The following is a 25,422-nucleotide window of genomic DNA, read 5'->3' on the forward strand; positions in this document are numbered from 1 at the left end:
ATAGGAATGCAGAAAGTCTCAATGCACGCGTCATCGGTCGGCGATCAGCCGGAAAGTTGTGATGCCGCGCGGCGGCGCGATCACGCCTCGTGGAGCGGAACTATTGTGACAGAACTGGGCGGCTTGGCGACTATCGTCGCTGACACTGCCGGCCAATGACCAGTGCCGGCCTCGAAGCCCGGCGGTGTCAATGGCGAGTCGACGGGGGTAGGGCCCGTGATTTACATGAACCACGACAGCTTCGCGGCCATCGGGTGCAATCGCGGTAACCGTATCCGGGTCGTCGTTGCGCACCAGACGGAAGCCGGGCCGAATATGGCGGCTGAACTGCGCCATCGCCCAATATTTAGCGGTGACTTCTATGCTCATGTCGGCTGGTCGGAGGCTGGACATGTCGGCCTGCACCAGACCCCAATTGGATTTCGCTTCCTTGGGTTCTACCGCCTGCCAGACGACCCAAGCCGCGGGCTCGAGACGCTTGAAGTCGAGTACGATCTGCTCGCCTAGCGCCAGCGCCGACGACCGGTCCGCAAAATCCTGTGGGCGGTTCGGCGCAGCGAGATCGACTTCGGACATCCACAGTGGCAGCCGTCCAACTGTCGCAATGTCGCGCGGTCCGGTCGAACCTGTGGTACTGTAGGTATGCACATTGAGCTGACGGACGACAGCGCGCGCCGCGTCGGGATAGTCGGCCCAGTCGACAACAAAGGTATCGGGGTTGGTCTCGTCCATTGCTGACAGGATCGCGGCCATGCGGTGTTCGCGGAGCGCTTTGTCTGCGGCGATCAGCATCCTCGCCTGGCCGGAAGGACTGAAGTAATTGCCTTCCTGCCGGTTGCCCGCGACCCAATAAGGGGTGTTGGGTTCGTTGAGCGGCGCTAGGCTGTGGAAGCGTATACCGTGACGCGCCTCCAGTCCCTTCATTGCCCGGACGAGATAGTCGGCGAAGGCCGCTTCAAATCCGGGACGCAAATTTTCGGTTAAGGGCTTTTCGCCGCCCGCGACATCCTCGCTGACCGTCATGAACCAAGGCGGTGAATAGGCCGCAGCCTCGATGATCCTTTTGTCTTCAGGGACACGGCTTTTGACCGCGGCCAGCCACCATTGTTGGCCAGGGTCTGCCGTCCAGTCCCACATCGCGGGATCATCCGCCCGCCACCAATCCTTGCCGGTTGCACCCGTCGGCATCCGCCACATGCCTGGAACATTGGCATTGGCGCGCGATAGCGGCGGTGTGCCGGGTTTTCGCCCGCCACCGATGTTGTAGCGTGCGATCGTCCAGCCGAGGCCATTGGGCCCGTACAGAAGATCGGCGAGCCGATTGCGCACCGGGTCGGGCCATGTGCCCGTCGTGCTGGCGAACCAGGCGAGCGATGTCCCCCATCCAGCGAACGTCGTGCGCGGCTGCGACCACTCCGACTTGAGCTGGATGGTGACCGGAGCCGCGCCCTCGCAGGTCGGAAGCGACGCAGGGGCGGTCGCCGCTGCGACCGGCTGCGAAAGAATGGCTAGCGCACTGCCGGCACATAAGGCCCTGATCAAAACGGCTTTCATATGGTTCGTCCTTTTGCGATTCAGTTGTTGTACCTTGGTTTCATCGCTGATCATGAGGGCGGCAAAGATTTGATGAATAGCTCCGCGCGCGTTCGTACGTCCGCTGCGGTCATTCCAGGCTGATAAAGCGCTGAGCCGAGCCCGAAACCGCTGGCACCCGCGGCACGCCAATTCTCCATTGTCACTGGCGTGATGCCGCCAACCGGCAGGATGGGGACGGTTGCTGGCAGTACTGCGCGCATCGCCTTGAGCCCGACCGGGCTTGCCGCCTCCGCTGGAAACAGCTTCAGCGCTGCGGCGCCGGCCTCCAAGGCCGCGAAAGCCTCGGTCGGTGTCACAAATCCCGGAATGGCAACTAGACCCCGCTCGGACGCTCCAGCAATGACTTCGGTATTGGCGTTCGGTGCGATGGCGATCGTGGCGCCGGCGGCTTCGAGGCGCTCGACCTGTTCGCAAGACAGGACCGTGCCGGCGCCGATCACGGCTCGCCCGGCCAGGCTGCGTGACAGTCGGCCGATACTCTCGAACGGATCGGGCGAGTTTAGCGGCACTTCGATGATTGTGAATCCGACGTCGGCTAGTGCCTCACCGACATTCTCAACCTCATCCGGCCTGATGCCGCGCAGGATGGCGATAAGTGGGCAGCGTTTAAATGCGGTGTCGAAATCGGCGCGGTTGGTCATTGGATGCGCTCCCATAGATTGGTGATCCCGGCGACGAATGCGGCATGGCTGTCGATACGACATGATGCCCCGCCGAGTGTGCCGATCGCGGCTCCGTAGAGTTCGCCGAGCACGGGATCGGCGAGAATATGGACTGGAGTGCCGGGAGATTGGCGCAGACGATGCGCAACGTCGGCGCCGATAAGGAGCCCGCTCGCGAAAGAGGCCGCGTCGCGGGACACGCGCAGTGCCAGGAGAGCGTCGGCGCGGATGCTGAACAGGCTTGCCGCGAGATCGCCCATAGCTCCCTCGAGAACCCCGTCGCGAAAGGCGGAGCAGGCCTTTATTTCTCCGGAAAGTTGGCCGGCCAGCAGACTGTGATTGCGCAGCAGCGCGAACAATTCGCCGGTCATCGCCGTCGTGAAGTGGGTAATCTTCCCTTGCGTGAGCCGCGCCCATTTGCAGTGCGTGCCTGGCTGACACAGCAGGCCGTCGGAGGGTACCAGCCCCGCAGCCGCAGCGCCCAGTAGCTGAATTTCTTCGCCGCGCATGACATCGCCCGAGCGGAACGGGCCAAAGTGACATATGCCTGGCACGATCGCAGTGCGCGGGTCCATCCAGCAGAGCCCGGCGGCAAGTTCGGCCAAACCAACGGGCGCCTGCACATAGGGCACCGTCCGCCAGCCGAGGTTCGACCCCACCATCCCGGCAAGCATCATCGGAAGATCGCCAAGACGATGGCGGATGTCGCCTACCTCAGCGGCAAAATCCGTAATTCCGGTGGCGCCGCGGGCATCGCGCTCGGTATGCGCCACAAGGCCGTCCTCGATACGAAAGACGCGGCGATTGGTCGTTCCCCAATCGACGGCGAGAAATGGCGCACTCATTGATTCATGATCCTAGCGATTAGAGCGTTGGACCCGCGGTCCGTCAGGCCCAGTTCTGCTCGATCTGTTCCAGCGTCTGTCCCTTGGTCTCGGGCAGGGTGCGGAAGATAAACACGAAGCCGGCGACGCAGATGAGGGCGTAAAGCCAGAAAGTCAGTCCGGTACCCGCTGCGGCGTTGAGGAGCGGAAAGCTGTAGGTCAGCAGGAAACAGCCCGCCCATAGCGCGGTTGTCGCTACCGCCATGCTGGCGCCGCGAGCTTCGCCCGGGAATATCTCCGACAGCGCGACCCAGGTGACCGGCGCAAGTGTCATGGCGTAACAGGCGATGGCTGCGACAACGAGCAGGAGCAGCGGCCAACCTTGCAGGCCCGCGAGGTAGCAGGCGCCGAGCACGAGATAGATGAGCGTGAGCCCAACGCAGCCGATCAGGAGCAGTCGGCGGCGACCCCAGCGCTCGACCGTGATAAGGGCGAACAACGTGAACACACAGTTCACAACCCCCGTGATCACGATGTTGAAAAGCGTGTCGGACACAGCGTAGCCCGCGGACGCGAAGATTTCTTGCGCATAGTTGAAGATGATGTTGATGCCGCACCATTGCTGCAGCACCGCGAGCACGATCCCGATCACCAAAACGCGCCGGAAGCGCGGTTCGCGGACAACGGCGGCGAGGCTGCGGCCGGGCGCCGTCGCCATGGCCTCGCGAATATCGGCAATCGCGCGATCGGCATATTCAGCGCCGCCGAAGCGGTTCAGCACCGCAGCACTTTCGTCCCACCGACCCCGCTGCGCGAGCCAGCGCGGGCTTTCGGGGATAAGCAGGCAGCCTAACAAAAAGCCGATCGCTGGCACCGTCGCCGCAGCGAACATCCAACGCCAGCCCGTAGTGCCGTTCCACGACGCCGCGATTTCGCCCAGCGTTGCGGCGGGGGCAACCGGCTGCGCGATCAGCCAGTTGACGATCTGAGCAGTCAACACGCCAATAACGATCGCGATCTGGTTGAGACACACGAGTTTGCCGCGGCTGCCAGCCGGGGCGATTTCGGCGATATAGAGCGGTGAAAGGCCCGAAGCCATGCCGATCGCTACCCCGCCCAGCATCCGCCACAGGACGAACGAGGTAAAGTCATGCGCCAGCGCCGTTCCGACCGAAGAAACCGCGAAGATCAGTGCCGCCAGCAGGAGTGCGCGCCGGCGGCCGAAACGGTCCGCAAATGCCCCCGACGCCATTGCACCCGCAAGACAGCCGATCAGCGCGCAGCTCACCGCCCAAGCCTGATCGGTCGGAGCGGTCAGGCCGAAGCTTGCCTCATAAAAGGGTTTGGCGCCCCCGATGACAACCCAGTCGTAACCAAAGAGGAATCCACCGAGCGCCGACACCGCGGCCGCCAGCCAGACGGCACCCGAGGCACCCACGGTGGCAGTTCCGGAAGACGAGGCATTGATATCGATTGCGTGCATGTTCAGAGCCTCCCCATGCGGCCGCCGTCGGCCACGACATCTTCGCCGGTAATGAAACGCGCCGCATCGGACGCGAGGAAATGGGCGAGCGCGGCGATATCGTCCGGCTGACCTAGGTCGTCGGCAGCGATCACTTCGGCGCCGGACTTGATATTCGGGCTTTCGCGAAGCATCGGCGTGTCGATTGCGCCGGGCAGGATGGCGTTTACGCGGATGCCGAGCGGCTTTCCTTCGATTGCCGCCGACCGCGTTAAGCTGACCAGCGCAGCCTTGGCAGCGGCATAAGGCGCGACGAGCGGCGAGGTGCGGCGGGCATGGACGGAGGCAATATTGATCACACAGCCGCCCGGCTGCATCCGCCGCAGCGCGTGGCCAGTGAACAGCGCTGCGCCGATCAGATTTACATCGAGCAACCGGCGCCACTCGGCGCCGTCCAGCTCGGCAAGCGGTTTGTAGATCATCATTCCCGCGACGTTAACGATGACGTCGAGGCGGCCGAACCGTTCGAGAGCGAAGTGAACCGTGGACGTCACAAACGCTTCGTCGGCGATATCTCCAGCGATGTGGTGCGCTTGCCCGGCCCCTGAGTGGCGAAGCATGTCAGCGGCGCCGTTGTCGCCGGATCGCGTGTCGGCAAGCAAGATATCGGCGCCTTCCAGCGCGAAGGCGCGCGCAACGGCAAGTCCGATGCCTCCAAGGCCGCCGGTGACAATGACGCTGCGGTTTACCATTCTCGCAATTCCCCATCCGGGCCGCGCCATGCCGGGTTGCGCCAGCGGTGCGGTTCGCGTGCCATCTCGCGGACGGCGGCTTCGTCGATGTCCACCCCCAGGCCCGGAAGCGTGGGAATTGCGATCGAGCCATCCTCGACCGCGAACAGGGTGGGATTGCGGATCAGCGTCGTCAAATCCTCCGACGGTCCATTGTAATGGATGCCTAGCGACATTTCCTGAAGCACGAAATTGGCAGTGGCAGCCGCGAGCTGCAGGCACGCCGCAAGTGCAAGCGGACCGATCGGGCAATGCGGCGCCAGCGCGACGTCGTAGGTCTCGGCCATCGTGGCAATGCGCCGGCATTCGGAGATACCTCCGGCATGCGCCAGATCGGGCTGCGCGATATCGATTGCGCCGGATTCGAGGAAGGGGCGGAAATCCCATCGGCTGTAGAGCCGCTCACCTATCGCGAGGGGGATGCTGGTGTGTTGCGCCAATTGCGCGATCGCCTGTGGATGTTCGGCGAGCAGCACCTCCTCGGCAAAAAGGGGGCGAAACGGCTCAATCGCGCGCAGCGCCGCGCGCGCCATGGGTTTATGAACCCGGCCGTGGAAATCGACACCGACGTCAATCCCCGTTTCGCGCACCGCTGCAACGCGATCGGCCATCGCGTCGATTCGTTCCGGGCAGTCCAGCCAGCCGATATCCTCAACGCCATTCATCTTGACCGCCTTGAAGCCCTGCGCCTTGCGCGCGACAGCGCCCGCCGCGACGTCGTCTGGCCGATCGCCGCCGATCCAGGCGTAAACGGCGATCCGGTCGCGAACCCGTCCGCCCAGCAGATCATATACGGGCACCCCGAGTTTTCGAGCCTTGAGGTCCCAAAGCGCTTGATCGATCCCCGAGATCGCCGACATGAGTACGGGGCCGCCACGATAGAAACCGAGACGATGCAGCATCTGCCATGCATCCTCAATGCGATCGGGGTCATGCCCGATGAGCCGGTCGCGTGCCGCATCAATGGCGCCCATCACCGCTTCCGCATGGCCTTCAAGCGTTGCCTCACCCCAGCCGACGGCGCCTTGGTGGGTTTCGATCCGCACGAAAATCCAGCGCGGACGAACCGCGAAACATTCGATCCGGGCGATACGGTCCCCCGCGGCCCCATCGCTTGGGGGCAAGTCGGGGCGAGGCGCGTCGGTCCGGGCTGCCTCGTCCTGTCGCATATTCATCGTGATTCCGCTCCTCTACATCGCCGCGATCCGGCTTGCCGAGCCAGTGATTGTCACAATGGTAATGGTTGCACTGGACAAAGGTCAAGTTAATATCATATTTTATTGTGACGGAGATATGCGATGGACTTTAAAATCATACATAGGGAGGCCCGCGACCGCTTGGGCGAGGGTCCGACCTGGTTTGCGGATCGCGGTGAACTGGCTTGGGTCGATATTTTTGCGCCAGCTGTTCATTTGCTCGATTTGAGTGCGGAAAAGGTCCGGACGATTCCCATGCCAGAGGCGGTCGGCTGGATCGTGCCGCGCGCTAATTCCGTTGTCGCCCTCTGCGGCTTGCGTAGCGGCTTCGCCTTTCTCGACCTCCAGACGGGCGCAATCGATCCGATCGGCTCGCCCGAGCCGGATCGCCCCGATAATCGCCTGAACGATGCCAAGGTCGATCAGTGGGGTCGCACATGGGCGGGATCAAAGGATGACACCGATCGGGCAGCCTCGGGCGCATTGTATCGGCTCGACACGGATCTGAGCTGGAAGCGCCTCGACGATGGTTATGGTGTTACCAACGGCCCTGCTTTCAGCCCTGACGGGCGAACGCTCTATCACAGTGATAGCGCCGCGCGGACCGTCTTTGCCTTCGATCTGGCAGATGACGGCTTCATATCGAACAAGCGCATTTGGCTGCGTTTCGAGGACGACTGGGGATATCCCGACGGCATGACGACCGATGTTGAAGGCTGCGTGTGGATTGCGCACTGGGGGGGAGGGCGGATCAGCCGATTCTCCCCCGATGGCCAATGGATCGAATCGGTGATGCTGCCTGCTACGAATATCACCAGTTGCGCATTCGCTGGGAATCGACTGGACCGCCTGTTCGTGACGTCCTCGACGATCGATGGCGAAGACGAGCCGCTTTCGGGCGCCCTCTTCGAAGTTGATGTCGCGGTCGGGGGGCTGGCTCCGACACCGTTTGGCGGATGAGGACATGGTGCGCAGACGCGATCCCCAGCTTGTCACCGCAGGCAAAGTGCCTACACCCGTTGCCAAAGGAGCAAGAGGCAACGTGGCAGCGGCATCGACAGCGGACGATACGAAATTTGGCGGTCAAAACCTGACCAAGCGGATCGTCCACGACCTCGGCAAGGCGATCGTGACCGAACAGTTTACGCCCGCGTCGGGATTTCCCGTCGAGGCGGAGCTGTGCCAGCAGTATAATGCGAGCCGGCCGGTTGTTCGCGAAGCGGTCAAAATGCTTACGGCCAAAGGGCTACTTCGCGCTCGACAGCGCGCGGGAACCGTCGTCGAATCCGAAAGCAACTGGAACCTGCTCGATCCCGACGTCCTCAAATGGCTCCTTGAGCGCGATTTTTCGATCGATCTTCTTATCGACTTCACCGAGATGCGCATGTCGATCGAACCGCGCGCGGCGGGACTCGCCGCTTATGGCGCGACGGGCCCGCAGCGCGCTGCTATCATCGATGCTTCCGAGCGCATGTTCGCGGCCGAGCGCGGCCAGGATGATCCGCTAGAAGCCGATATTGCCTTTCACGTCGCGGTGCTTGAGGCGAGCAACAACCGATTTATGCGGCAGTTCACTGACTTGTCGGAAACCACGCTCCGCTTCAGCATCCGACGAACCAATGCCTATGCGGGCGTGTCGCGAGCAAGCGCCATTGATCACCAGCATGTCGCCGACGCGATCGTCAGGGGCGACACCGAACGCGCGGCCCGCTTGATGCGGGAATTGATCCAGGGCGCCCTGGATCTCTTGCTGGTCGCTGGCGGAGACAAGGCGCGGCCCGGCTTCTGACGGCTGCCACGATTCGGCAAAGATGGCATGCCGGCGAACCCGAGACGCCTTACCCGTGCTAAGGCCAGAAAATCCCGAGACTTTTGCGCATGGTGCCGGGCCCCTCTCCGGACCTCGGGTTATGATCGCGACATGCGACCTGTCCTTTTCACAACCAGAAAAAATATGCTTTTACATTCTCACTCCTCCTCTCGGCGGGAGGGCAATGCATTTATCTAGCGCGATGAGAGATCGCGCAATTGCCGTCTGCGCGTATCGATGTGCGGGAGGGAAATCAAATAAACGGCTATATAAAAGGAGCTTAGGGACGATCGCGGACAGGCCGGCTCCAAACTAGTCAAGGTGTCGTACCCGAATTGACCTGAAGGGTTGACTATAAAATATTACATATTAATAATCCGCTCGACAGGATGATCCGGAAAGAACGGATTGCCTTTGATTTCGAGGGAGAGGAATTCGATGTCCAGCTTGAGCCGCCTGTTCCGTGGGGGAACGTCCGTCACCGCCATCGTGCTAGCAGCAACGCAGGTAGCCTATGCGCAGGATGCGGTGGCGCCTGCCGTTTCCGATGATGCGTCGGCAGAAGACATCATCGTGACGGGCGTGCGCGCCAGCCTGGATTCTGCTCAGGAGGTCAAGCGTAACAGCGATCAGATCGTCGACTCGATCCAGGCGGAGGATATCGGCAAGCTGCCCGATGTGAACACCGTCGAAGCGCTTCAACGTATCACCGGTATCCAGATCCAGCGCCGTTATGGCGAAGGCGGCACCGATGTCGATCATCGCACGCAATCGGCGATCGCGATCCGCGGACTGACACAGGTCCGCACGCAGATCGATGGACGCGATAGCTATTCGGCTGCTGGCGGTCGCAATTTCGATATCGAGGCCCTGCCGCCCGAACTTCTTGCCGGCATTGACGTCTACAAGAACCCGTCGGCGGACGTGATCGAGGGCGGAATCGGCGGCGTTGTCAATTTGCGCACCCGGCTTCCATTCGATCAAAAAGGGCAGGTGATCAACGTCACGGCCCGTGCCAGCTATTATGATCTGGCGGAAAAATGGGGTGGCTCGGTGTCCGGTCTTTACAGCAACCGCTGGGATACCGGAGCTGGCGAAATGGGCCTCTTATTGAACGCGGTATATAGCAAAGGGAAATATCGTCAGGATGCGATCCTAATCCAGTCGTTCTTCAACATCCAGCCGGGTACCTTCCCCGGTGCGCCGACGGCGCCCCAGGATCCGGTGGCTCCCACCGGCGCTCGCGCGCCGGCCGGCGTGCAAATTTACGATGAATTGGGTTCGCGCGAGCGCCTGACCCTCGCTGGTGCGTTCCAGTGGCAGATGTCGAGCAATCTGAAGCTTACCCTGCAGGCCCTGCACAGCGACTATAAATTCCTCCGCGAAGGCCGTTACTTTTACAATCTGAACAGGACCGAAAGCCCGACCCCGACCCCCGGCGCGACCTTTACCTATGCCGACGACGGCCGGATGCTCAGTGGTTCGTTCAATAACATGCTCTTCGAATCGTTCCGCGGCGATCAGGATTTGAGCGCCAAAAATACCAATCTCGCCGGCCGTCTCGAATGGCAAGCGACCGATACGCTCTCGGTGTCGTTCGATGGTCAGTATCTGAAGTCAAGTTACGACGTAGACGCGTACAGTTTCATCATTTCACAGTTTCGCGACTTCGGGGAGCCGCAGTCAGCGTCGCCAAATCGAAACATTGTCGATTTCGATATTTCGGGCAGACCGACGTGGACGGTTCGTTCGCCCGAACTCCTGACCGATCCCAATCGTTACCGCTTTGCTTATCTCCAGGAAAGCGTCACACGCAACGATACCGATCAACTCGCGCTGCGATACGATGTGAAGTGGGAGCCTGTCGATTCGGTCGTCGAGGCAGTGAATATCGGCATGCGTTTTTCGGAGGCCGATATCGCCATCCGGAGCTACAGCCCCGGCTTCTGCACCTTCGACACAGGAAATTTCGCAAGTTGTTCGGCGCCCGCAGGCAGCGCCCTGGTCCCCTATTCGGATGCGCTGCGGGAGTTCATTTACGACGGCCCCGCTAAAGGCTTCTTCGAGGGGCGCTCGGTCGATGGCGTCCTTTATCCCACCGCGCCGGGCAAAACCGTCAACGATAGGATCGACGCCGCTTATGCGGCGTTCGGCGCCGAGCGCCAGAACGGGTTCCTGCCCCAGGACCTGAACCATCAGTATGAGCGGACTTTGACCAGCCATCTCAGCGCTAACTTTGATCTTGATCGCCTTGGCATCCCCCTCGACGGTACGGTGGGCTTGCGCCTCGTGCAGACCAAAGTGCGGTCCGAAGGCATTTTGACGACCACCTCCGGGGTGACGCCGATTTCGGTTGGTCAGACCTACGTGGACGCGCTTCCCAGCATCAATCTGCGTGCCCATTTCACCGACAATCTGCAGCTCCGCCTAGCGTTTGGTAAAGCGCTCGCGAGGCCCGACTTTACCCAGATGTCGACGAACACCACATTGGGGCCGGCAAACTTGGTCAATCCGGCTACCGGTCGTCCGTCCGGATCGTCCGGCAACCCCTTCCTGAAGCCGATCCGTTCGACGCAGTTCGACGCCTCGCTGGAATGGTATTTCGCGCGTGCCGGATCGCTCACCGCGAGCGCTTTTTACAAAGACGTCAAAGGCTTTTTGACAAGTGGGACCGTGGTTCGCAACTTCAGCGGCGTCGATTATGATATCGGGACCGTCGTCAACGCTAATGATGGCAAGATTAAGGGGTTCGAAGTCGCCTACCAACAGTTCTTCGACTTCTTGCCAGGCGTGCTGAGCGGCCTGGGCGTGCAGGCGAATTACACCTATGTCGACAGTAGCGTACAGAATCCATTTGCGACCCCCGGCAGCACGATCCCGACGCTGGTTCCGCTAGAGAAGCTGTCCAAGCACAGTTACAATCTCGTCGGTCTCTATGAAAAAGGTCCAATCAGCGCTCGCGTGGCATGGAGCTGGCGCGACAAGTATCTGGATACGACCGTGGGTAGCGGCGCCAACGGTCAGCCGCAGATTCAGGCGCCCTACGCCAGCCTCGACGCGTCGATCAGCTACAATCTGAACGACAATATCGCGATCTCGATCGATGCCGTGAATCTCAACAATCGGATGAACAAAACCTATATCGGCAGGGAAACCGAACCCCTGCAATATACGCTGAACGATCGCCGCTTCGGCTTTTCGATCCGCGCCACCTATTGATGCCCCCCCTGCGGCAGGCGCTCCCACCCCAGCGCCTGCCGCAGCCCTATTGCACTCAGGGACCACCAATGTCTGAACGCGTGAAATCCGGCCCCGTCCTCAACCGCCGCCTTTTCGTCCAATCGCTTGGCGCGACGCCGCTCATTGGTCTTTCGTCCTCGCTGCCGACATTTGCGGCCGCCGCCGAACGAAGGAACGGGGATCTCGCCGGAAGTTGGCGGGTCGCACTGGACCCTGATGATGCGGGTATCGCCAAGAACTGGCACCGCAGCCCACTGGCCGAGCAGCTGCCGCTTCCCGGCAGCCTTGAAACGCAGCGTCGCGGCAACCCGGTGGGGGTCGACACGCCATGGACGGGCGATATCAACGACAAATCCTTCTTCACTGCGCCCGAATATGCGCGATATCGTGCCAAGGGCGCCGTCAAGGTGCCCTTCTGTCTTCAGCCCGAAACCTGGTATCGCGGCAACGCATGGTTTCAGCGCGAGATCGAAATTCCGGCAAGCTGGAAGGGGCGCCGTGTCGAGCTGTTTCTCGAGCGCCCCCATTGGGCGACCCGTCTCTGGCTCGACGGGCGCGAAGTCGGCGGCACTGATGCGTTGCACGTCCCGCATCGCTACAACCTCGGCCTGCTCGCACCCGGTACGCACCTGCTGTCGCTCCGCGTCGACAACCGGATGGTCGTCGAGATCGGGCATAACGGTCACGGCGTGACCGATCACACGCAGGGCAACTGGAACGGGATCGCCGGTACCATCGAATTGCGCGCAACAGAGCCCGTGTGGGTCGACAGCGTTGCGCTTTACCCCGATCTCGAGGCACGTACGCTGCGCTTCGTCGGCCGCATCGGCAACGTCAGCGGGCGCGCCGGGGGGGGCGTCGCCGAGTTGTCGGCGGCCGGAGTCTCGCGTAAAGTTTCGCTTACCTGGGAGGTGGCGGGCGGCGCCTTCGATGAAACCATCTCTTTCGGTGCTGCGGACAAGGCAGCGCTGGCGCCATGGGACGAGTTCACCCCCACGCTGCACGCGGCGTCGGTGCGCCTCGACAATGGGGCGGAGTGGCGCGATCGTTTTGGATGGCGCGATTTCAAGGCGACGCCAAAAGGGTTCGAACTCAACGGCCGTCCGATGATGTTTCGCGGCGCGCTCGAGTGTGCGATCTTCCCGGCCGCCGGCCACCCACCGGTAGACATTGAAAGCTGGCGCAAGATCATGCGCCAGACCCGCGCATATGGTCTTAATCACCTGCGCTTTCATAGCTATTGCCCGCCCGAGGCGGCGTTCGTCGCGGCGGATGAAGCTGGCATCTACGTGGAAGTCGAAGCGGTGTGGGCGAACCAATCGGCGGCGATCGGCCAAGGGCTTGCGGTCGACAAATGGATCTACGAGGAAACCGATCGTATCCTCGAAGCGCATGGGAATCACCCCTCCTTCTTGCTTGCCACGCATGGGAACGAGCCGGGCGGGGGCAAGGAGAGCGATGGCGAGGCAAGGCGCGATGCGTTTCTTGGTAAATATGTGCGGCACTATATTGCAAAGGATCCTCGTCGCCTCTGGACAGCGGGGGCAGGGTGGCCCGAGATTGCCGACAGCCAGTTCCATGTTACTCCGACGCCGCGCGTCCAGAACTGGGGCGAAGAACTGAACTCGCGCATCAATGCGAAGCCCCCAGAGACCGTCACCGACTATGGCGATTTCGTCGGCAAGCGTGACGTGCCGGTTATCAGTCACGAGATCGGCCAGTGGTGCGTTTATCCCAACCTCGAAGAGGCGAAGAAATACACCGGTTACCTAAAGCCCAAGAATTTTGAGATTTTCGCAGACAGGCTGAGCGACAACGGGCTACGCGACCTTGCCGAGCCTTTCCTGCACGCCTCGGGAAGGTTGCAAACGCTTTGCTATAAGGAAGACATCGAAAGCGCGCTGCGCACTCATGGAATGGGCGGATTCCAGTTGCTCGGGCTTCAGGATTTTCCAGGGCAGGGGACCGCATTGGTCGGTGTCGTCGATCCCTTCTGGGATGAGAAACCCTACATCACTCCTGCTGAGTATCGACGCTTCTGCAATCATATCGTCCCACTCGCGCGCTTGCCGCGCCGGGTGGTCAAATCGGGCGAGGCTCTGCCGTTCACCGTCGACATTGCAAATTTCGGCGACAAGCCGCTCGAAGGCGCGACGATCGCCTGGTCCATCCGTGCCACAAGCGGCGCCCAGCTTGCGAAGGGCAAGTTTGGCCCTCAAGCTGTTCCCCTCGGCAATGCGCCCTTGGGGCTTGCCGCGAATGCGGTCCTTGCTTCTGCGAAAGCGGTGGCAGCCAAGCTGGTTGTTTCGGTGATGGTCGATGGGCGCGCCATTGCCGAGAATGATTGGGACCTCTGGGTTTATCCAAAGACGCCGTCCCCTTCGGTTCGCGCAATTTACGAAACCACGACATTCGATCGAGCGGGGACGGATCACCTGGCGAAGGGCGGCACCGTGCTGCTAGGCTTGCCGCGCGAGCGGGTCGCCAATCATGCCGAACGCCCGGTGAAACTCGGTTTCTCGAGCATCTTCTGGAACACATTGTGGACGCAGCACCAAGCGCCGACAACGCTGGGCATCCTGTGCGACCCAGGCCACCCGGCGCTTGGCGACTTTCCCACTGAAACGCATAGCAACTGGCAATGGTGGTACCTCCTGCACCGCGCCGGCGCCCTGCGTCTCGACGTGCTGCCGTCCGAGGTGAAGCCGATCGTGCGCGTTATCGATGACTGGTTCACCGCGCGGCCGCTCGGGCTTGTCGTTGAACTGGCCGTCGGTCGGGGCAGACTTGTTGTGTGCGGCTGCCCGCTGCAGGGACCGGGCACCGATGATCCGGTAACGCAGCAGCTTCGCGCCAGCCTGCGCGCCTATATGGCTAGCCCGGCCTTCAAGCCGATGGCCCAAGCCACACCCGAGCAGGTGAAGGCGTTAATTGCAACATGAAAATATGTCCTCGGCTTTAAAGATGCCGAAGCGGCGCGATATTCGCCCCGCAGCTTCGCGCTCGGTTCGGAGACATTGATCGCTCTAATTGAGGCTCGCTCGGTCATGGTTCGGCTTCAGCGTAGCGGATACCCATATACTCCCCGGACTCTTCGAACAGGGTCAGCGAAAAATGAAAATATGTGAGCAAGGTTCAGTATCACGAGTCCCAAGATTATATATTATAGAATACAGTTTTTAAGATGAACAGCTGGACCTATGGATGTCGTCGGTGAGCCCTTAAAATGTGCCGTTAATTAGCTGAAATTCCGTGCAACGAGGTCGTGGTTTTCTCGACCGAAGAAGATGGTGCCATCCTTGAGAGCGACGAGCCGTTCGGAGATCGCAAAACTCTCGCGCGTCGATGTGATTTCGATGCTTACGCGAATCTCGCAGTCCCAGCCGGTGCGCGAATAGCGGCTGGTCTGTTCCACCTGCCAGCAACAGCTGGTGCGATCTGACGGATCATATTCCAAGCGCATATCCGGGCCGCTACCGGACAATGTGGTTCCGCTTGCCTCGATGGTGCTGGTCGAAGAAGGCCAAGCTCCCTCCACGAGAGCACGCCCATCTGGGGTTTCTGAAATTTCGAGCGTCGGATTGCTGCGCGGAAGCGAAATGCCCTTCTGCAAGATAGGCAGGGGCACTTCCTTTTGCGACCGAGGCCGTATCGGAAGCGACAGGTTGCTGGCGCCGAGGTCAATTGTGAGCCGGGGCTTGGCCGGTAGGGGCCAAACGAGCGGCCAGAGGGCGTCGGAGATAGCGAGCCGGAGAATATTCCCTTTTTTTAGCCGATGGGCGATCGGCGCGAGCTCGATCGAGACGTCGTAAAAGCGGCCTGGTTCGATCCGACTTGGATCCGCGGTGAAACCATCCCGGAAGCAGAGGTTGAGCAGCCCCTTGCTTATAAGCCATGAACGTCCCTCGGCATCCACTTCGCAAAGGCGGGCAGCCACTGCGGAGACCGGCTTATCGCTGGCAACGCGCAGCCGAAGTTTCGAAAGCCCCACAACATCCAGGTCTGCGCTCAAGGGGACATCAAAGCAAAGCGATCGCTCGTCATCCGGCGATTGATCGCGCGGCAATTCGGCATCTGCGTAGGGAATCCATTCGGGCGCCGTTAGACCCACAATGCGTTCGGGCTTGTAAACGGCACGCCCACGAGAAGGCTTGTCCGAGAGCCTGCCACGCGAAAGATGAAGGACGCGCGTTTCGATGGTCGGGGACGGCCATCGTGCTTCGGCCTCCCAATGGCCGTCTATATCGTCCATATTCGTCTGGGATGCCGTCTGATAACCTAGGTAAAACCGAAAAGCAGGCCCATCCATTACGCCCGTCTTCTCGCCCGCCAGCCAGTGCTTCCACCAGCGTTCTTCCTCCTCGATCCAGTCGATGGCGGGTCCGGGACTGCCGAACTGGGGGTAGATATGCCCCCAAGGCCCGAAGATGGCTTTGCGGGGTACCCGCAAGTTTCGCATTAGCCTTTCTGCGGATTCAGCGTAGGAATCGGCCCAGCCATCGACGAGATAGGTGGGACAGGCAATCGCCTCCGGCTCGAGGCCGGCCGAGCCGTGCCGCCAGTAGGAATCGTTGCTGTCATGCCTAAGCCACTTGGCCGCGATCGATGGCGTGGCCTCGAGCCTCTCTCGCCACATCGACTCCCAGCGCGGGCCGACGATTGCAGGGTCGGGTGGCGATGCCATGACAAGCTCGAGGCCCGCTGCCCATTTAAGGTTTGTAAGGCCCGGTGTTCCGCCGACATAATGGGCGTCGTTGCGGAAGCGCATGTCGGTTGCGCACATCGGCATGATCGCCTTGAGCGCCGGCGGGCGGTGGGCGGCGACCTGGAGCGCTGAAAATCCCCCCCAGGAAATTCCCCGCATCCCCACCGCGCCGTTGCACCAGTCCTGCGCGGCCAGCCAGGCGATAATGTCTACCCCGTCGAGTTGTTCACGTTCGAGATACTCGTCGAGCAGAACGCCTTCGGAGTTGCCTGATCCCCGGATATCGACCCGAGCAAACGCGATGCCGCGCGCCGCGAGTTCCGCGCCCCAATAGTCGTCGAGCGGGCGATATCGGTCAAAGGTGCGATAGGGGATATATTCGAGAACGACCGGAAAGCGTGCCGAGGCAGGGCCGTCGGGTAACCACAGGCGCCCCGCGAGCTTGTTCCCGTCGGACACCCGGATCCATGCCGGTTCGACCGTTCGCACCGGGTAACGAACAGGCTGCGCGAGCGCAGTCCCAGCAAGTCCTGGCGAGAAGCTGAGAGCCAGCGCGCTCAAAAAACCTCTGCGATCGACACTAGCCATCGTTGTTATCCCGCCTCCCGTACATCCGTCAAAATGAGTCAGCGGCGCGTCTGTTTCAGCCGGTCCTCGTCGAGGGCAAAGCCGAGACCCGGCAGATCGTCAAGGATCAGCCAGCCATCGCGATCGGGGTGCACCGGCTCGGCGAGCATAAAGTCGCGGCGGGCCAGGTTCCAGTCTGGAGGGTCATAGGGAAATTCGATGTAAGGGGCATTGGCGACGCCGGCAGCGAGATGAAGGTTGGCGATCATGCCAGCGCCGTTCGTCCAGGTGTGCGGCGTAAAGATCGCACCATGTTGCTCCGCCATATACGCAACGCGGCGCAGACCCGTGATGCCGCCGACCAGCGCTGCGTCCGGCTGGAGCACATCGATCGCTCCGCCCACGAGCAGATCGCGAAACGCGCTCGGTTCGCGCGTCATCTCGCCGCCGGCGACCCGGACACTCGTATGGTCGCGCAGCCGCCGCATGCCATCGAGATCGGATCGGTGAAGTGGCTCTTCCATCCAGAAGATATCCAGCCGTTCGAGTTCACGGGCGACCGCGAGAGCATCCTTATAGGTCCAAGGCGTCTTCAAATCCCAAGGCATGCGCCAGCCTTGATTACAGTCGACCATGAGCGTCAGCCGGTCGCCGACGCGTTTTCGAACCTCGGCGAGCGCCGCAATATCGTCACGCCAATGCTCACGGTGGAAGCGAATCTTCAATGCCGGAAATCCTTCGGCGATCAATCGCTCCACTACGTCCGCCATATCCGAAGGATCACGTAGTGTCCCTGTCGATGCGTAAGCTCGTACCCGGTCGCTGCGGCCGCCGAGCAGTTTCCAAACAGGCTGTCCGACGATCTTGCCCGCCAAGTCCCAAAGCGCAAGGTCGAGGGGCCAGCACCGACCATAATGAAAATCGATGTGCGACAAGATCGCGTGGTGGCGTTCAAGGCGCAGCGGATCCTCGCCTATGAACAATTCTTCATGACCCTCGAACCCAAGCATGAGGTCGCCCGAACCCCAGCCTTCAAGGCCTTCGTCTGTACGCACTCTGACAATGGTAGCGTCGAAGTGAGTCCGCGGCCTCCGGTCCCAGCTCGCGTTGAACGCGGGTTCGAGCGGGAGCCGGTGATGCGTGATCTCGATCGAGTGTATCTTCATGCGATCGGCCCCCCGTCAGGCATAGTGCGTCCAGACCGTCTTGAGGTCTGCATATTTTTCCAGCGCGTGGGACGAGCGGTCGCGCCCGAACCCGGATCGCTTGAAGCCGCCAAAAGGCGTGGCGAGGCTGGAACGGTCATAACAGTTTATCCAAACCGTACCCGCACGCAGCGCTTCGCTCATCCAGTGCGCTCGGCTGGCATCAGCGGTCCAGACTGCCGCTGCGAGGCCATAGTCGCTGTCGTTCGCGATCCTGATCGCTTCCTCCTCGCCGTCGAAGGCTATGGAGACAAGGACTGGCCCGAATATCTCCTCGCGTGCCACCCGGGCGCCCGGAGGCACATCCGTCAAAAGCGTTGGCGCGATATAGCATCCACCTGTGGTAACCGGCAGAGTGCATCCCCCCATGCGGAGGACCGCGCCCTCCTTTTGTCCAAGCTCGATATAATCCATGACCCGGTCGCGGTGACCTGGCTCGATGAGCGCACCGAAGCGGGTCGCAGGATCAAGCGGGTGACCTGGCGTAATGGTCGCGGTCTGTTCGACGATACGTCGATGCAAATCATCGGCGATCGAGCGTTCAACAAGCAGGCGGCTGCCGGCATGGCAGGTCTCTCCGGCATTGTAGTAAATGCCCCAGGCGATCGCACTCGCGGCCGCGTCGAGGTCCTGACAGTCGGCCATCACGATCTGGGGACTTTTTCCACCGAGTTCCAGCGCGACCCGCTTCAGATTGGAGCGCGCTGCCGCCGCCATGATCTTGGCGCCGACCTCCGTCGATCCCGTAAAGGCTATCAGATCCACGTCCTGATGGTTTGCCAGGGCCTCGCCCGCTTCCTCCCCGAGCCCGGGCACGATGTTGAAGACACCGTCAGGGATGCCCGCTGCCTGGGCGAGTTGCCCCAGATAAAGGCTTGCAAGCGACGATTGCTCGGCGGGCTTCAGAACGACCGAATTGCCCATCGCCAACGCGGGACCTATTTTCCAGGAAGTAATAATCAGGGGATAGTTCCAGGGCACGATGACGCCGACGACCCCGAGCGGCATGCGGCGCACGAGCGCCCGGTCGTTGGGGCCAGTCGGGGCCACTTCGTCGGTCAGCTTGTCGATACACTCGGCATAGTAAGCGATCGCGTCGGCGCAGTATGGAATGTCCACATTCAATGCGTCGTGGATTGGCTTTCCCACTTCGGTCGCTTCGAGCAAAGCCAGCTGCTCGATATGCTCGCGGATCAGCGCCGCGAAACGGAGCAGGACGGCTTTGCGCTGCGCGGGTTCCTGATCACGCCACACACCTGTTTCGAATGACATCCGGGCCGCACTGACCGCCCTGTCGACTTCTGGCCCCCGGCACCGTGCGACGGCGGCTAGATGCGATCCATCGATCGGCGAATGGCGGTCGAACGTGGCACCGTCGCCAGCCGCCTCATAGCGGCCTCCAATAAAGGCGCGCGTCTCTGGGCTTATTCGGCCGCGCCGCTCTGTCCAATCGGAGTAAGATAGGCTGTGTGGCATTGAAATCTCTTTGATAAAGTGGCGTCAGCTGGCCAATGAAAGCGCAGACTGGGCGAGATAAGCGAGGTCTGACTTCAATGCCTCGCGGCGGTTCGACGCGAGCATCGCGGCATTTTCGGGCCGCGCCATCTGCTCGGCCAGATCGTGCGGTGCGACGTTTAGCGCCGACAAGTCGACGCCAACTTGTCGTACGAACGCTTCGAAAAATTCGGGCAGCTTTTTGGGGCCCCCCGCTACGCCCATCGCGTCGGCAACGGGCGCATAGACGTCCGGCACAGCCTCGACGTTCCAGGCAAGGGAGGCGCACATCCCGATCGCAACGGCGCGGCCATGCGGAACCGCCGCCAGCGATCCGAGAGCATGACCGATATTGTGCGCAATTGCCGTACCCGCATTATCGATCGCTATGCCGGCGCAGGTCGCGGCTTCGAGCAGTCCCGCGCGCGCCGCGAGATCGGTGGGCGAGCTGATAGCGACGGGCAAATGCTCGCAGATCAGTGCGATAGCACGCCAGGCGTAAAGATTATTCGCAGGAGACGCGTTGCGATTTGTTGCAGCCTCGACGGCGTGGACCAACGCGTCGATACCGGTGAGGGCAGTAATCGAAGCGGGCAAGCCGATCATCAACTCGGGGTCGTGGACAATGAGATCAGGCTTCAGACCATCGGCCCAGAACCAATATTTGGTGCCGTCCGATGCCGAGAGGACCGACACAGACGTCGCCTCGGCGCCGGTGCCCGCCGTGGTGGGGACGCAAATGAGCGGCAGACGATTTGGCGGAAGCGCTGCTGCGGCAAGCCGATAAGCTTCGATGCCCTCATGACCATGCACGAGGTTCGCGACGATTTTGCCGCTGTCGAGGGTCGATCCTCCACCGACCGCAATCAACGATCCCGCCTCAAAGCCACTAGCCTGTTCAGCGGCCGCCTCGACGGTGCTCTCCTTGGGTTCGCCAGCCGGCATGACAAATACGCTTGCGGTAATGCCGCTGGCGGCGAGGCCCGCAAGGATTGCGTCACGCGGTCCGGGTTCGGCGAGAGCCGGATCAAGCATGACGAGCGTGCGCGGCGCGGTCGTGAGTGCAGCGGCGTGCGCGCCAAGGCCGCGAGCGGCACCGGCCGCGCCGCGGATCGCAGGAATGCGGCCGAGTGAAATGTCATGCATCGATCGCGCTCCGCGGCTGCCCCCGTCGCGCCAGTCCGCGGGGGCGTCGATTGGGGTGATGGTCGTTGATCACATCGGCAGGGCTGTAGAGCTCCTCAAGAAGAGCCGCTTCTTCAGGTGCTAGCCGAATTTGTGCTGCGCCCACGGCCGTCTCAAGTTCGCCGACGGACTGGGCACCAATCAACGGACAGTCGACGTTGGTGCTTTGGTATACCCAGGCCAGGGCTATTTCGGCAGCGCTCACCCCGCGGTCGGCGGCGAGTTCGGCGACGCGCGCAACAATCGCGAGATCGACTTCATCGCCGAAAAAATCATGGGTGAAGGTGTCGGTCTGCATCCGAAGATCAGTCGCGCCTGCGAGCATGCCGCGTGCCAGCGGGCTGAACGTCGTGATCCCGATGCCTTCATTTCGGCAATAGGGCATCATCTCGCGCTCTTCCTCCCGGTAAAGGAGGCTATACTGGCATTGCATATTCTGAAACCGCGTCCATCCACCACGATCGGCGACGGCGTTCAGTTTGGCTAGCTGCCATGCATACATGGTCGATGCGCCAAGGTACCGGACCTTTCCGGCGCGCACGACCGCGTCAAGCGCGGCCATCGTTTCCTCCATCGGTGTGTCGGGGTCGAAGGCATGGATGATATAGAGGTCGAGATAATCGGTGCCGATGCGCCGCAAGGTGGCATCAATGCCCTCCATGATATGCTTGCGAGAGAGTCCGCGGTCGTTCGGCCCATCGCTCATCGGGTAATAAACCTTGGACGCCAGCACGAGGTCCTCGCGGCGCGCCAGGGATAGCAAAGCTCGGCCAACGACTTCCTCATTTAGGCCAATCGAATAAAAGTCGGCCATATCGAAAAAGTTGATGCCAAGCTCGACGGCGCGCTGAAGAATGGGGGTCGAGGCGTCGGCGTCGAGGATCCACGGGCGCCAGTCGGGCGTCCCGAAGCCCATCGTCCCCATCCCGAACGCCGAAACGCGCAGTCCCGTCGACCCCAGTCTCACATAATCCATCGCGCGTCCTTTTGAGGCCTGTTTTCCCCGTGGAAGTATCCGACAGGAGGAGGGGTGGCACGCAAAGTGCCGGGCACGAAATGCCAAAATTCGATCAGCGTATGACTTTCCGGTTGCTGGCGTCATTGCGAGTCTGCGCTATCGTCATCCGGGCAGCGCGGGAGGGAAGCATGGATGAGAATTGCCTGTCCGAGCTTTCAGGCTGGATCATAGAGCTTCGGACGCTACTCGCGGCTGCCGCCCCCGGGGTTGCGCTACCGCCGATCCTGAACGACGCCGCGATCAAACTGCGCGCCCCTACCACGCTCCCGGTACTTGACTATGCGCCATCCCTCGATGCTGGGGCCGACGGTGCGCTCGCGAGCCTTATGCGCAGTTTTACCACGGTTGCCGGCATGATGCGCTGGCGTCAAACTTACCGTCCGGGCGAGGCGGATGCCGGCTTTCTCGAGAGATATGGTTGGACCGAACTCGCCGGGGCGGATGGACTGGTGCGTGCCGATAAAATATCGGCGGGCCTGCTTCTGCTTGGCCCCCAATGCTATTATCCCGCTCACAGCCATCCCGCGCACGAGATTTACGTGCCCCTGTCGGGCACCGCCGCCTGGTTCGACGCCGACCGCGGCTGGCGCGAGGTGCCGCCGCTACAGACGATCGTTCATCGTAGCGGCGTAGCGCATGCAATGCGAACAGCCGAAAAGCCGCTGCTCGCTTACTTTCACTGGAGTGGAGATAATATTGGCGAGAGGGCGAGGTTCGCGTGAGTGCGAGTGCTCCGCCTGTTTCGCATGGCATGATCTGATTTTGTGATTTGAAATGCGTCGCGATGGCCGGTTTCCTGACAGCGAACGGTAAGATCACGGAGACGATATGTTGCGTGAGAACGCGCGCGATTGGGCAGCAGGCAATCATGGCTTCTACATTGCGGGGTCATGGCGCGAGGCTTCGAGCTTTCTGGAATGTTCCGACCCATCGCGCCGAGCGCCGATCGGCCGCGCCGGCAAGGCAGAAGCGGCTGACGTCAATGCGGCAGTCGCCGCCGCCCGCAATGCTTTTCGTTCGGAAGCGTGGGCTGCCATGTCACGCGGGGAGCGCGCTGAGCGGATGCGGCGAGCGGCTCAAATCCTGCGCGCTCATGCAGATGAATTGGCCGCGATCATTGCCATGGAAAACGGAAAGACATTCGTCGAGGCGCGCGACGATGACATGCCCGATACGGCGGGAGTTTTTGACTATTATGCCGGTTGGATCGACAAATATTACGGCGAGACGGCGCCCGTGGAAAAAGGGTTCCTGAACTATATCACCCGTGAGCCGGTCGGAGTCTGCGGGCTCATCGTCCCTTGGAATTTCCCTCTGCTTCTTGCGATGTGGAAGATCGCACCCGCTCTTGCAATGGGCAATACCTTGGTCGTCAAGCCGTCCGAACTCACCCCATTCTCGCTGCTGCGCTGCCTCGAACTCTTTGACGCCGACAGGCTCTTTCCGCCCGGGGTCATCAATCTTGTCACGGGCGGCCGGGATACCGGCGCGCTGATTTCCGGACATATGGATATCGACAAGATCTCCTTCACTGGCAGCACCTCGACGGGACGTAAAATCGTCCAGGCGGCCGGCGCGTCCAATCTCAAAACCGTCACGCTGGAACTGGGTGGCAAGGCGCCGGTCCTCCTGTTTGACGACCTTCCTGACATTGAAGCCGCGGTCGATCGGTGCGTGCAGGTTCATTTTTCCCAGAAGGGCGAGAAATGCACCGAGCCGACGCGCCTCATCATCGCGGATAGTCTTTATGACCGCTTCGCCGACGCCGTGCTGGCACGTGTCGAGCGGATCGTTCCCGGAGATCCGTTCGACGCCGCGACCACCCAAGGGCCGCAATGCGGGGAAGCCCAATATCGATCGATCCTTGCGCATATAGAACAAGGCGTCGCTGGCGGTGCCTCGCTGCTCGCGGGCGGCGAGGCGGTATCGCCGGCAAATGCCCCGGACGGGTTCTTTATCGCTCCGACGGTATTTGGGGATGTCGACAATAGCCTTTCGATCGCACGCGAAGAAATCTTCGGCCCGGTCCTCGTCCTGCAACGCTTCGCCCGCGAAGAGGACGCCATAGCAATGGCCAACGACACGCGGTACGGCCTCGCCGCAGGACTTTACACCTCCGATCTGTCGCGCGCGCACCGGGTGGCCGCGGCTCTTGAGGCCGGCCAGGTCTTCGTCAATCGCTATGGCTGCTATGATTTTGCATCGCCGTTCGGCGGCTTCGGAGACAGCGGCTGGGGCAAGGAAATGGGACATCATGCGCTCGGCGCGTACACGCGTCAGAAGTCGGTGTGGATCGCGATCGCATAAGGCGGCGTGTTAGGAGAGGGATATGATCAGCGCCAATGAAGCGCCGCAGGCAAACCTGCTGCGTTGGTATGTTCTCGCAATCATGTCGCTCGTCTACGCGATCAACATCGCCGACCGCTACGTCGTCTCAACCGTCCTGGAATCGATCCGGCTGGAACTTCATTTCAGCGACGCCAGCGTGGCCTTTCTGACCGGTAGCTCTCTCGCCATTTTCTACGTTGCGGTGAGCATTCCCGTCGCAATGCTCGCCGATCGCCACAGCCGCCGGACGATCGTCGCTGCTTCGCTATTTTTCTGGTCGCTTATGACCCTCCTGTGCGGCTTCGTCCGCAATTCGTGGCATCTCGTGTTGGCGCGCATCGGCGTTGGGATTGGCGAATCCGGAGCAACGCCAGCGTCGGCCGCACTGATCTCGGATTATTTTCGTCCGTTCGAGCGTCCGATGGCGATGACGTTTTTCACTCTCGGGGCACCGCTCGGGGCCTGGCTTGGATCGGACATCGCCGGCCGTGTGGCGGACCTGCACGGCTGGCGGATGGCGTTCATCGTGCTCGGACTTCCCGGGATGCTGCTTGCGATGCTGATCATGCTGACCGTGCGCGAGCCGCGCCGCGCCGTCTATGATGGCCCCGATGCCGCCACCGAACCGGTGACGCTCCGCGAAACTCTCTCGACCTTGTGGCACAACAAGCCAGCGCTTCATCTCATGGCTGCCGGCGCGGTCACCGCGCTTTGGGGTTGGGGCCTGCTCTGGTGGGCTCCGACATATTTCATACGCGCGTTCGGAATGACCTCTGGCGACATCGGTGTCTCACTCGGGGCGGCGCATCTGGTCGCAGGAGCAGGCGTGACGCTGTTCGCGAGCTGGGTCATGAGCTGGGAGCGCATGCGAAAGCCGCGCACGATCCTGCTCGCAATGTCGGTGGTCGTCGCGGTCAGTACGGTCCCGTCGCTCCTGATGCCGCTCGCGTCCTCGCGCGGGGCAGCACTTATACTGCTCTGGACCTTCTTGCCTGCCATCTACTTCTATATCGGCCCTTCGATAGGCCTTCTCCAGAACGCCGTTCCGGTGCCCATGCGTGCGCAAGCGACCGCGATCTCCGTGCTGATGGGGAATATCACCAATCTTGTTATCGCCCCTGTCCTGGTCGGAGTGCTCAGCGACATGTTTGGCGGCGATGCTGGCGTATCGGCGCAGTCGCTGCGTTGGGCGCTGGTCCTCCTAGCGCTTACCGGCTTCTGGGCTGCTTATCATTTCTGGGCGGCCGCGCGCGGGTTCAATCCAAAACCGCAAGCGACCGGACGCGGCTGACGCGGCCGCACGCCTTGGCAGGGTCGAGCGGTTGGTCTAGGCGAAGCC

General features: G+C 61.6%; 18 protein-coding genes. 7 read left to right on the top strand and 11 right to left on the bottom strand.

Annotated elements, in window-relative coordinates; translation table 11 throughout:
- Positions 1-30: 30 nt before the first annotated feature.
- The 6 genes from ACOTSS_RS01240 to dgoD are packed head-to-tail and all read right to left on the bottom strand — an operon-like array spanning position 31 to position 6,510.
- Entirely contained in the window at positions 31-1,608 is a 1,578-nt protein-coding gene (locus ACOTSS_RS01240; RefSeq protein WP_448689747.1) for a glycoside hydrolase, read from the bottom strand.
- The gene (locus tag ACOTSS_RS01245) at positions 1,605-2,237 is read right to left on the bottom strand and encodes a 2-dehydro-3-deoxy-6-phosphogalactonate aldolase (protein ID WP_448689748.1); all 633 of its coding nucleotides are present in this window, start codon (positions 2,235-2,237) and stop codon (positions 1,605-1,607) included. The genes ACOTSS_RS01240 and ACOTSS_RS01245 overlap by 4 nt, the downstream gene beginning before the upstream one ends.
- Positions 2,234-3,103: a 2-dehydro-3-deoxygalactonokinase gene (locus ACOTSS_RS01250; protein ID WP_448689749.1), complete on the bottom strand. Its 870-nt coding sequence runs from the start codon at positions 3,101-3,103 to the stop codon at positions 2,234-2,236. Before ACOTSS_RS01250 ends, ACOTSS_RS01245 begins: the two co-directional genes overlap by 4 nt.
- A gap of 43 nt (positions 3,104-3,146) precedes the next feature.
- On the bottom strand, positions 3,147-4,565 hold the full coding sequence (locus ACOTSS_RS01255; protein WP_448689750.1) for a sugar porter family MFS transporter: 1,419 nt from the start codon (positions 4,563-4,565) through the stop codon (positions 3,147-3,149).
- Positions 4,566-4,567: 2 nt separating this feature from the next.
- Positions 4,568-5,296 (bottom strand): SDR family NAD(P)-dependent oxidoreductase, encoded by a 729-nt coding sequence (locus ACOTSS_RS01260; RefSeq protein WP_448689751.1) that lies wholly within the window; start codon positions 5,294-5,296, stop codon positions 4,568-4,570.
- A complete protein-coding gene (gene dgoD / locus ACOTSS_RS01265) occupies positions 5,290-6,510 on the bottom strand; it encodes a galactonate dehydratase (protein ID WP_448689752.1) in 1,221 nt (406 codons plus the stop codon). The genes ACOTSS_RS01260 and dgoD overlap by 7 nt, the downstream gene beginning before the upstream one ends.
- Positions 6,511-6,633: 123 nt before the next feature.
- On the opposite strand from dgoD, the gene ACOTSS_RS01270 reads away from it, so the two are divergent.
- The 4 genes from ACOTSS_RS01270 to ACOTSS_RS01285 all read left to right on the top strand — a co-directional run bounded on the left by ACOTSS_RS01270 (position 6,634) and on the right by ACOTSS_RS01285 (position 14,523).
- A complete protein-coding gene (locus ACOTSS_RS01270) occupies positions 6,634-7,491 on the top strand; it encodes an SMP-30/gluconolactonase/LRE family protein (RefSeq protein WP_448689753.1) in 858 nt (285 codons plus the stop codon).
- 82 nt (positions 7,492-7,573) lie between these two features.
- Positions 7,574-8,320 (top strand): FadR/GntR family transcriptional regulator, encoded by a 747-nt coding sequence (locus ACOTSS_RS01275; protein WP_448689754.1) that lies wholly within the window; start codon positions 7,574-7,576, stop codon positions 8,318-8,320.
- Between the two features lie 459 nt (positions 8,321-8,779).
- Entirely contained in the window at positions 8,780-11,560 is a 2,781-nt protein-coding gene (locus ACOTSS_RS01280) for a TonB-dependent receptor (RefSeq protein ID WP_448689755.1), read from the top strand.
- Between the two features lie 68 nt (positions 11,561-11,628).
- Positions 11,629-14,523 carry a sugar-binding domain-containing protein gene (locus ACOTSS_RS01285; RefSeq protein WP_448689756.1) on the top strand — a complete coding sequence of 965 codons (2,895 nt, stop codon included), beginning with the start codon at positions 11,629-11,631 and terminating at the stop codon, positions 14,521-14,523.
- A 296-nt stretch (positions 14,524-14,819) separates the two neighbouring features.
- Here the strand turns inward: ACOTSS_RS01285 and ACOTSS_RS01290 are convergent, their stop codons facing one another.
- Genes ACOTSS_RS01290 through ACOTSS_RS01310 form a run of 5 tightly spaced genes read right to left on the bottom strand, consistent with a single transcriptional unit; the run spans position 14,820 to position 21,713 of the window.
- Positions 14,820-16,874 (bottom strand): CocE/NonD family hydrolase, encoded by a 2,055-nt coding sequence (locus ACOTSS_RS01290; RefSeq protein WP_448689757.1) that lies wholly within the window; start codon positions 16,872-16,874, stop codon positions 14,820-14,822.
- A 38-nt stretch (positions 16,875-16,912) separates the two neighbouring features.
- The gene (locus ACOTSS_RS01295) at positions 16,913-18,019 is read right to left on the bottom strand and encodes a mandelate racemase/muconate lactonizing enzyme family protein (RefSeq protein WP_448689758.1); all 1,107 of its coding nucleotides are present in this window, start codon (positions 18,017-18,019) and stop codon (positions 16,913-16,915) included.
- Positions 18,020-18,034: 15 nt separating this feature from the next.
- Positions 18,035-19,534: an aldehyde dehydrogenase gene (locus tag ACOTSS_RS01300; RefSeq protein ID WP_448689759.1), complete on the bottom strand. Its 1,500-nt coding sequence runs from the start codon at positions 19,532-19,534 to the stop codon at positions 18,035-18,037.
- A 24-nt stretch (positions 19,535-19,558) separates the two neighbouring features.
- Positions 19,559-20,698, bottom strand: a complete 1,140-nt coding sequence (locus tag ACOTSS_RS01305; protein WP_448689760.1) for an iron-containing alcohol dehydrogenase — start codon at positions 20,696-20,698, stop codon at positions 19,559-19,561.
- Entirely contained in the window at positions 20,691-21,713 is a 1,023-nt protein-coding gene (locus tag ACOTSS_RS01310) for an aldo/keto reductase (RefSeq protein WP_448689761.1), read from the bottom strand. Before ACOTSS_RS01310 ends, ACOTSS_RS01305 begins: the two co-directional genes overlap by 8 nt.
- A gap of 80 nt (positions 21,714-21,793) precedes the next feature.
- Between ACOTSS_RS01310 and ACOTSS_RS01315 the strand changes: the two genes are divergently transcribed.
- The 3 genes from ACOTSS_RS01315 (at position 21,794) to ACOTSS_RS01325 (ending at position 25,374) form a co-directional block, all read left to right on the top strand.
- Entirely contained in the window at positions 21,794-22,477 is a 684-nt protein-coding gene (locus tag ACOTSS_RS01315) for a dimethylsulfonioproprionate lyase family protein (RefSeq protein WP_448689762.1), read from the top strand.
- Positions 22,478-22,583: 106 nt separating this feature from the next.
- A complete protein-coding gene (locus tag ACOTSS_RS01320) occupies positions 22,584-24,062 on the top strand; it encodes an aldehyde dehydrogenase family protein (protein ID WP_448689763.1) in 1,479 nt (492 codons plus the stop codon).
- Between the two features lie 22 nt (positions 24,063-24,084).
- Positions 24,085-25,374, top strand: coding sequence for a spinster family MFS transporter (locus tag ACOTSS_RS01325; protein WP_448689764.1), 1,290 nt, complete (start codon positions 24,085-24,087; stop codon positions 25,372-25,374).
- Positions 25,375-25,422 lie beyond the last annotated feature (48 nt).

The organism is Sphingopyxis sp. NJF-3, from assembly GCF_053514865.1.

What these genes read in the sequence shown, in the direction of transcription:
- ACOTSS_RS01240 (WP_448689747.1), bottom strand. Translation starts at nt 1,608, where the DNA reads ATGATCAGCGATGAAACCAAGGTACAACAACTGAATCGCAAAAGGACG.
- ACOTSS_RS01245 (WP_448689748.1), bottom strand. Translation starts at nt 2,237, where the DNA reads ATGACCAACCGCGCCGATTTCGACACCGCATTTAAACGCTGCCCACTT.
- ACOTSS_RS01250 (WP_448689749.1), bottom strand. Translation starts at nt 3,103, where the DNA reads ATGAGTGCGCCATTTCTCGCCGTCGATTGGGGAACGACCAATCGCCGC.
- ACOTSS_RS01255 (WP_448689750.1), bottom strand. Translation starts at nt 4,565, where the DNA reads ATGCACGCAATCGATATCAATGCCTCGTCTTCCGGAACTGCCACCGTG.
- ACOTSS_RS01260 (WP_448689751.1), bottom strand. Translation starts at nt 5,296, where the DNA reads ATGGTAAACCGCAGCGTCATTGTCACCGGCGGCCTTGGAGGCATCGGA.
- dgoD (WP_448689752.1), bottom strand. Translation starts at nt 6,510, where the DNA reads ATGAATATGCGACAGGACGAGGCAGCCCGGACCGACGCGCCTCGCCCC.
- ACOTSS_RS01270 (WP_448689753.1), top strand. Translation starts at nt 6,634, where the DNA reads ATGGACTTTAAAATCATACATAGGGAGGCCCGCGACCGCTTGGGCGAG.
- ACOTSS_RS01280 (WP_448689755.1), top strand. Translation starts at nt 8,780, where the DNA reads ATGTCCAGCTTGAGCCGCCTGTTCCGTGGGGGAACGTCCGTCACCGCC.
- ACOTSS_RS01285 (WP_448689756.1), top strand. Translation starts at nt 11,629, where the DNA reads ATGTCTGAACGCGTGAAATCCGGCCCCGTCCTCAACCGCCGCCTTTTC.
- ACOTSS_RS01290 (WP_448689757.1), bottom strand. Translation starts at nt 16,874, where the DNA reads ATGGCTAGTGTCGATCGCAGAGGTTTTTTGAGCGCGCTGGCTCTCAGC.
- ACOTSS_RS01295 (WP_448689758.1), bottom strand. Translation starts at nt 18,019, where the DNA reads ATGAAGATACACTCGATCGAGATCACGCATCACCGGCTCCCGCTCGAA.
- ACOTSS_RS01300 (WP_448689759.1), bottom strand. Translation starts at nt 19,534, where the DNA reads ATGCCACACAGCCTATCTTACTCCGATTGGACAGAGCGGCGCGGCCGA.
- ACOTSS_RS01305 (WP_448689760.1), bottom strand. Translation starts at nt 20,698, where the DNA reads ATGCATGACATTTCACTCGGCCGCATTCCTGCGATCCGCGGCGCGGCC.
- ACOTSS_RS01310 (WP_448689761.1), bottom strand. Translation starts at nt 21,713, where the DNA reads ATGGATTATGTGAGACTGGGGTCGACGGGACTGCGCGTTTCGGCGTTC.
- ACOTSS_RS01315 (WP_448689762.1), top strand. Translation starts at nt 21,794, where the DNA reads ATGCCAAAATTCGATCAGCGTATGACTTTCCGGTTGCTGGCGTCATTG.
- ACOTSS_RS01320 (WP_448689763.1), top strand. Translation starts at nt 22,584, where the DNA reads ATGTTGCGTGAGAACGCGCGCGATTGGGCAGCAGGCAATCATGGCTTC.
- ACOTSS_RS01325 (WP_448689764.1), top strand. Translation starts at nt 24,085, where the DNA reads ATGATCAGCGCCAATGAAGCGCCGCAGGCAAACCTGCTGCGTTGGTAT.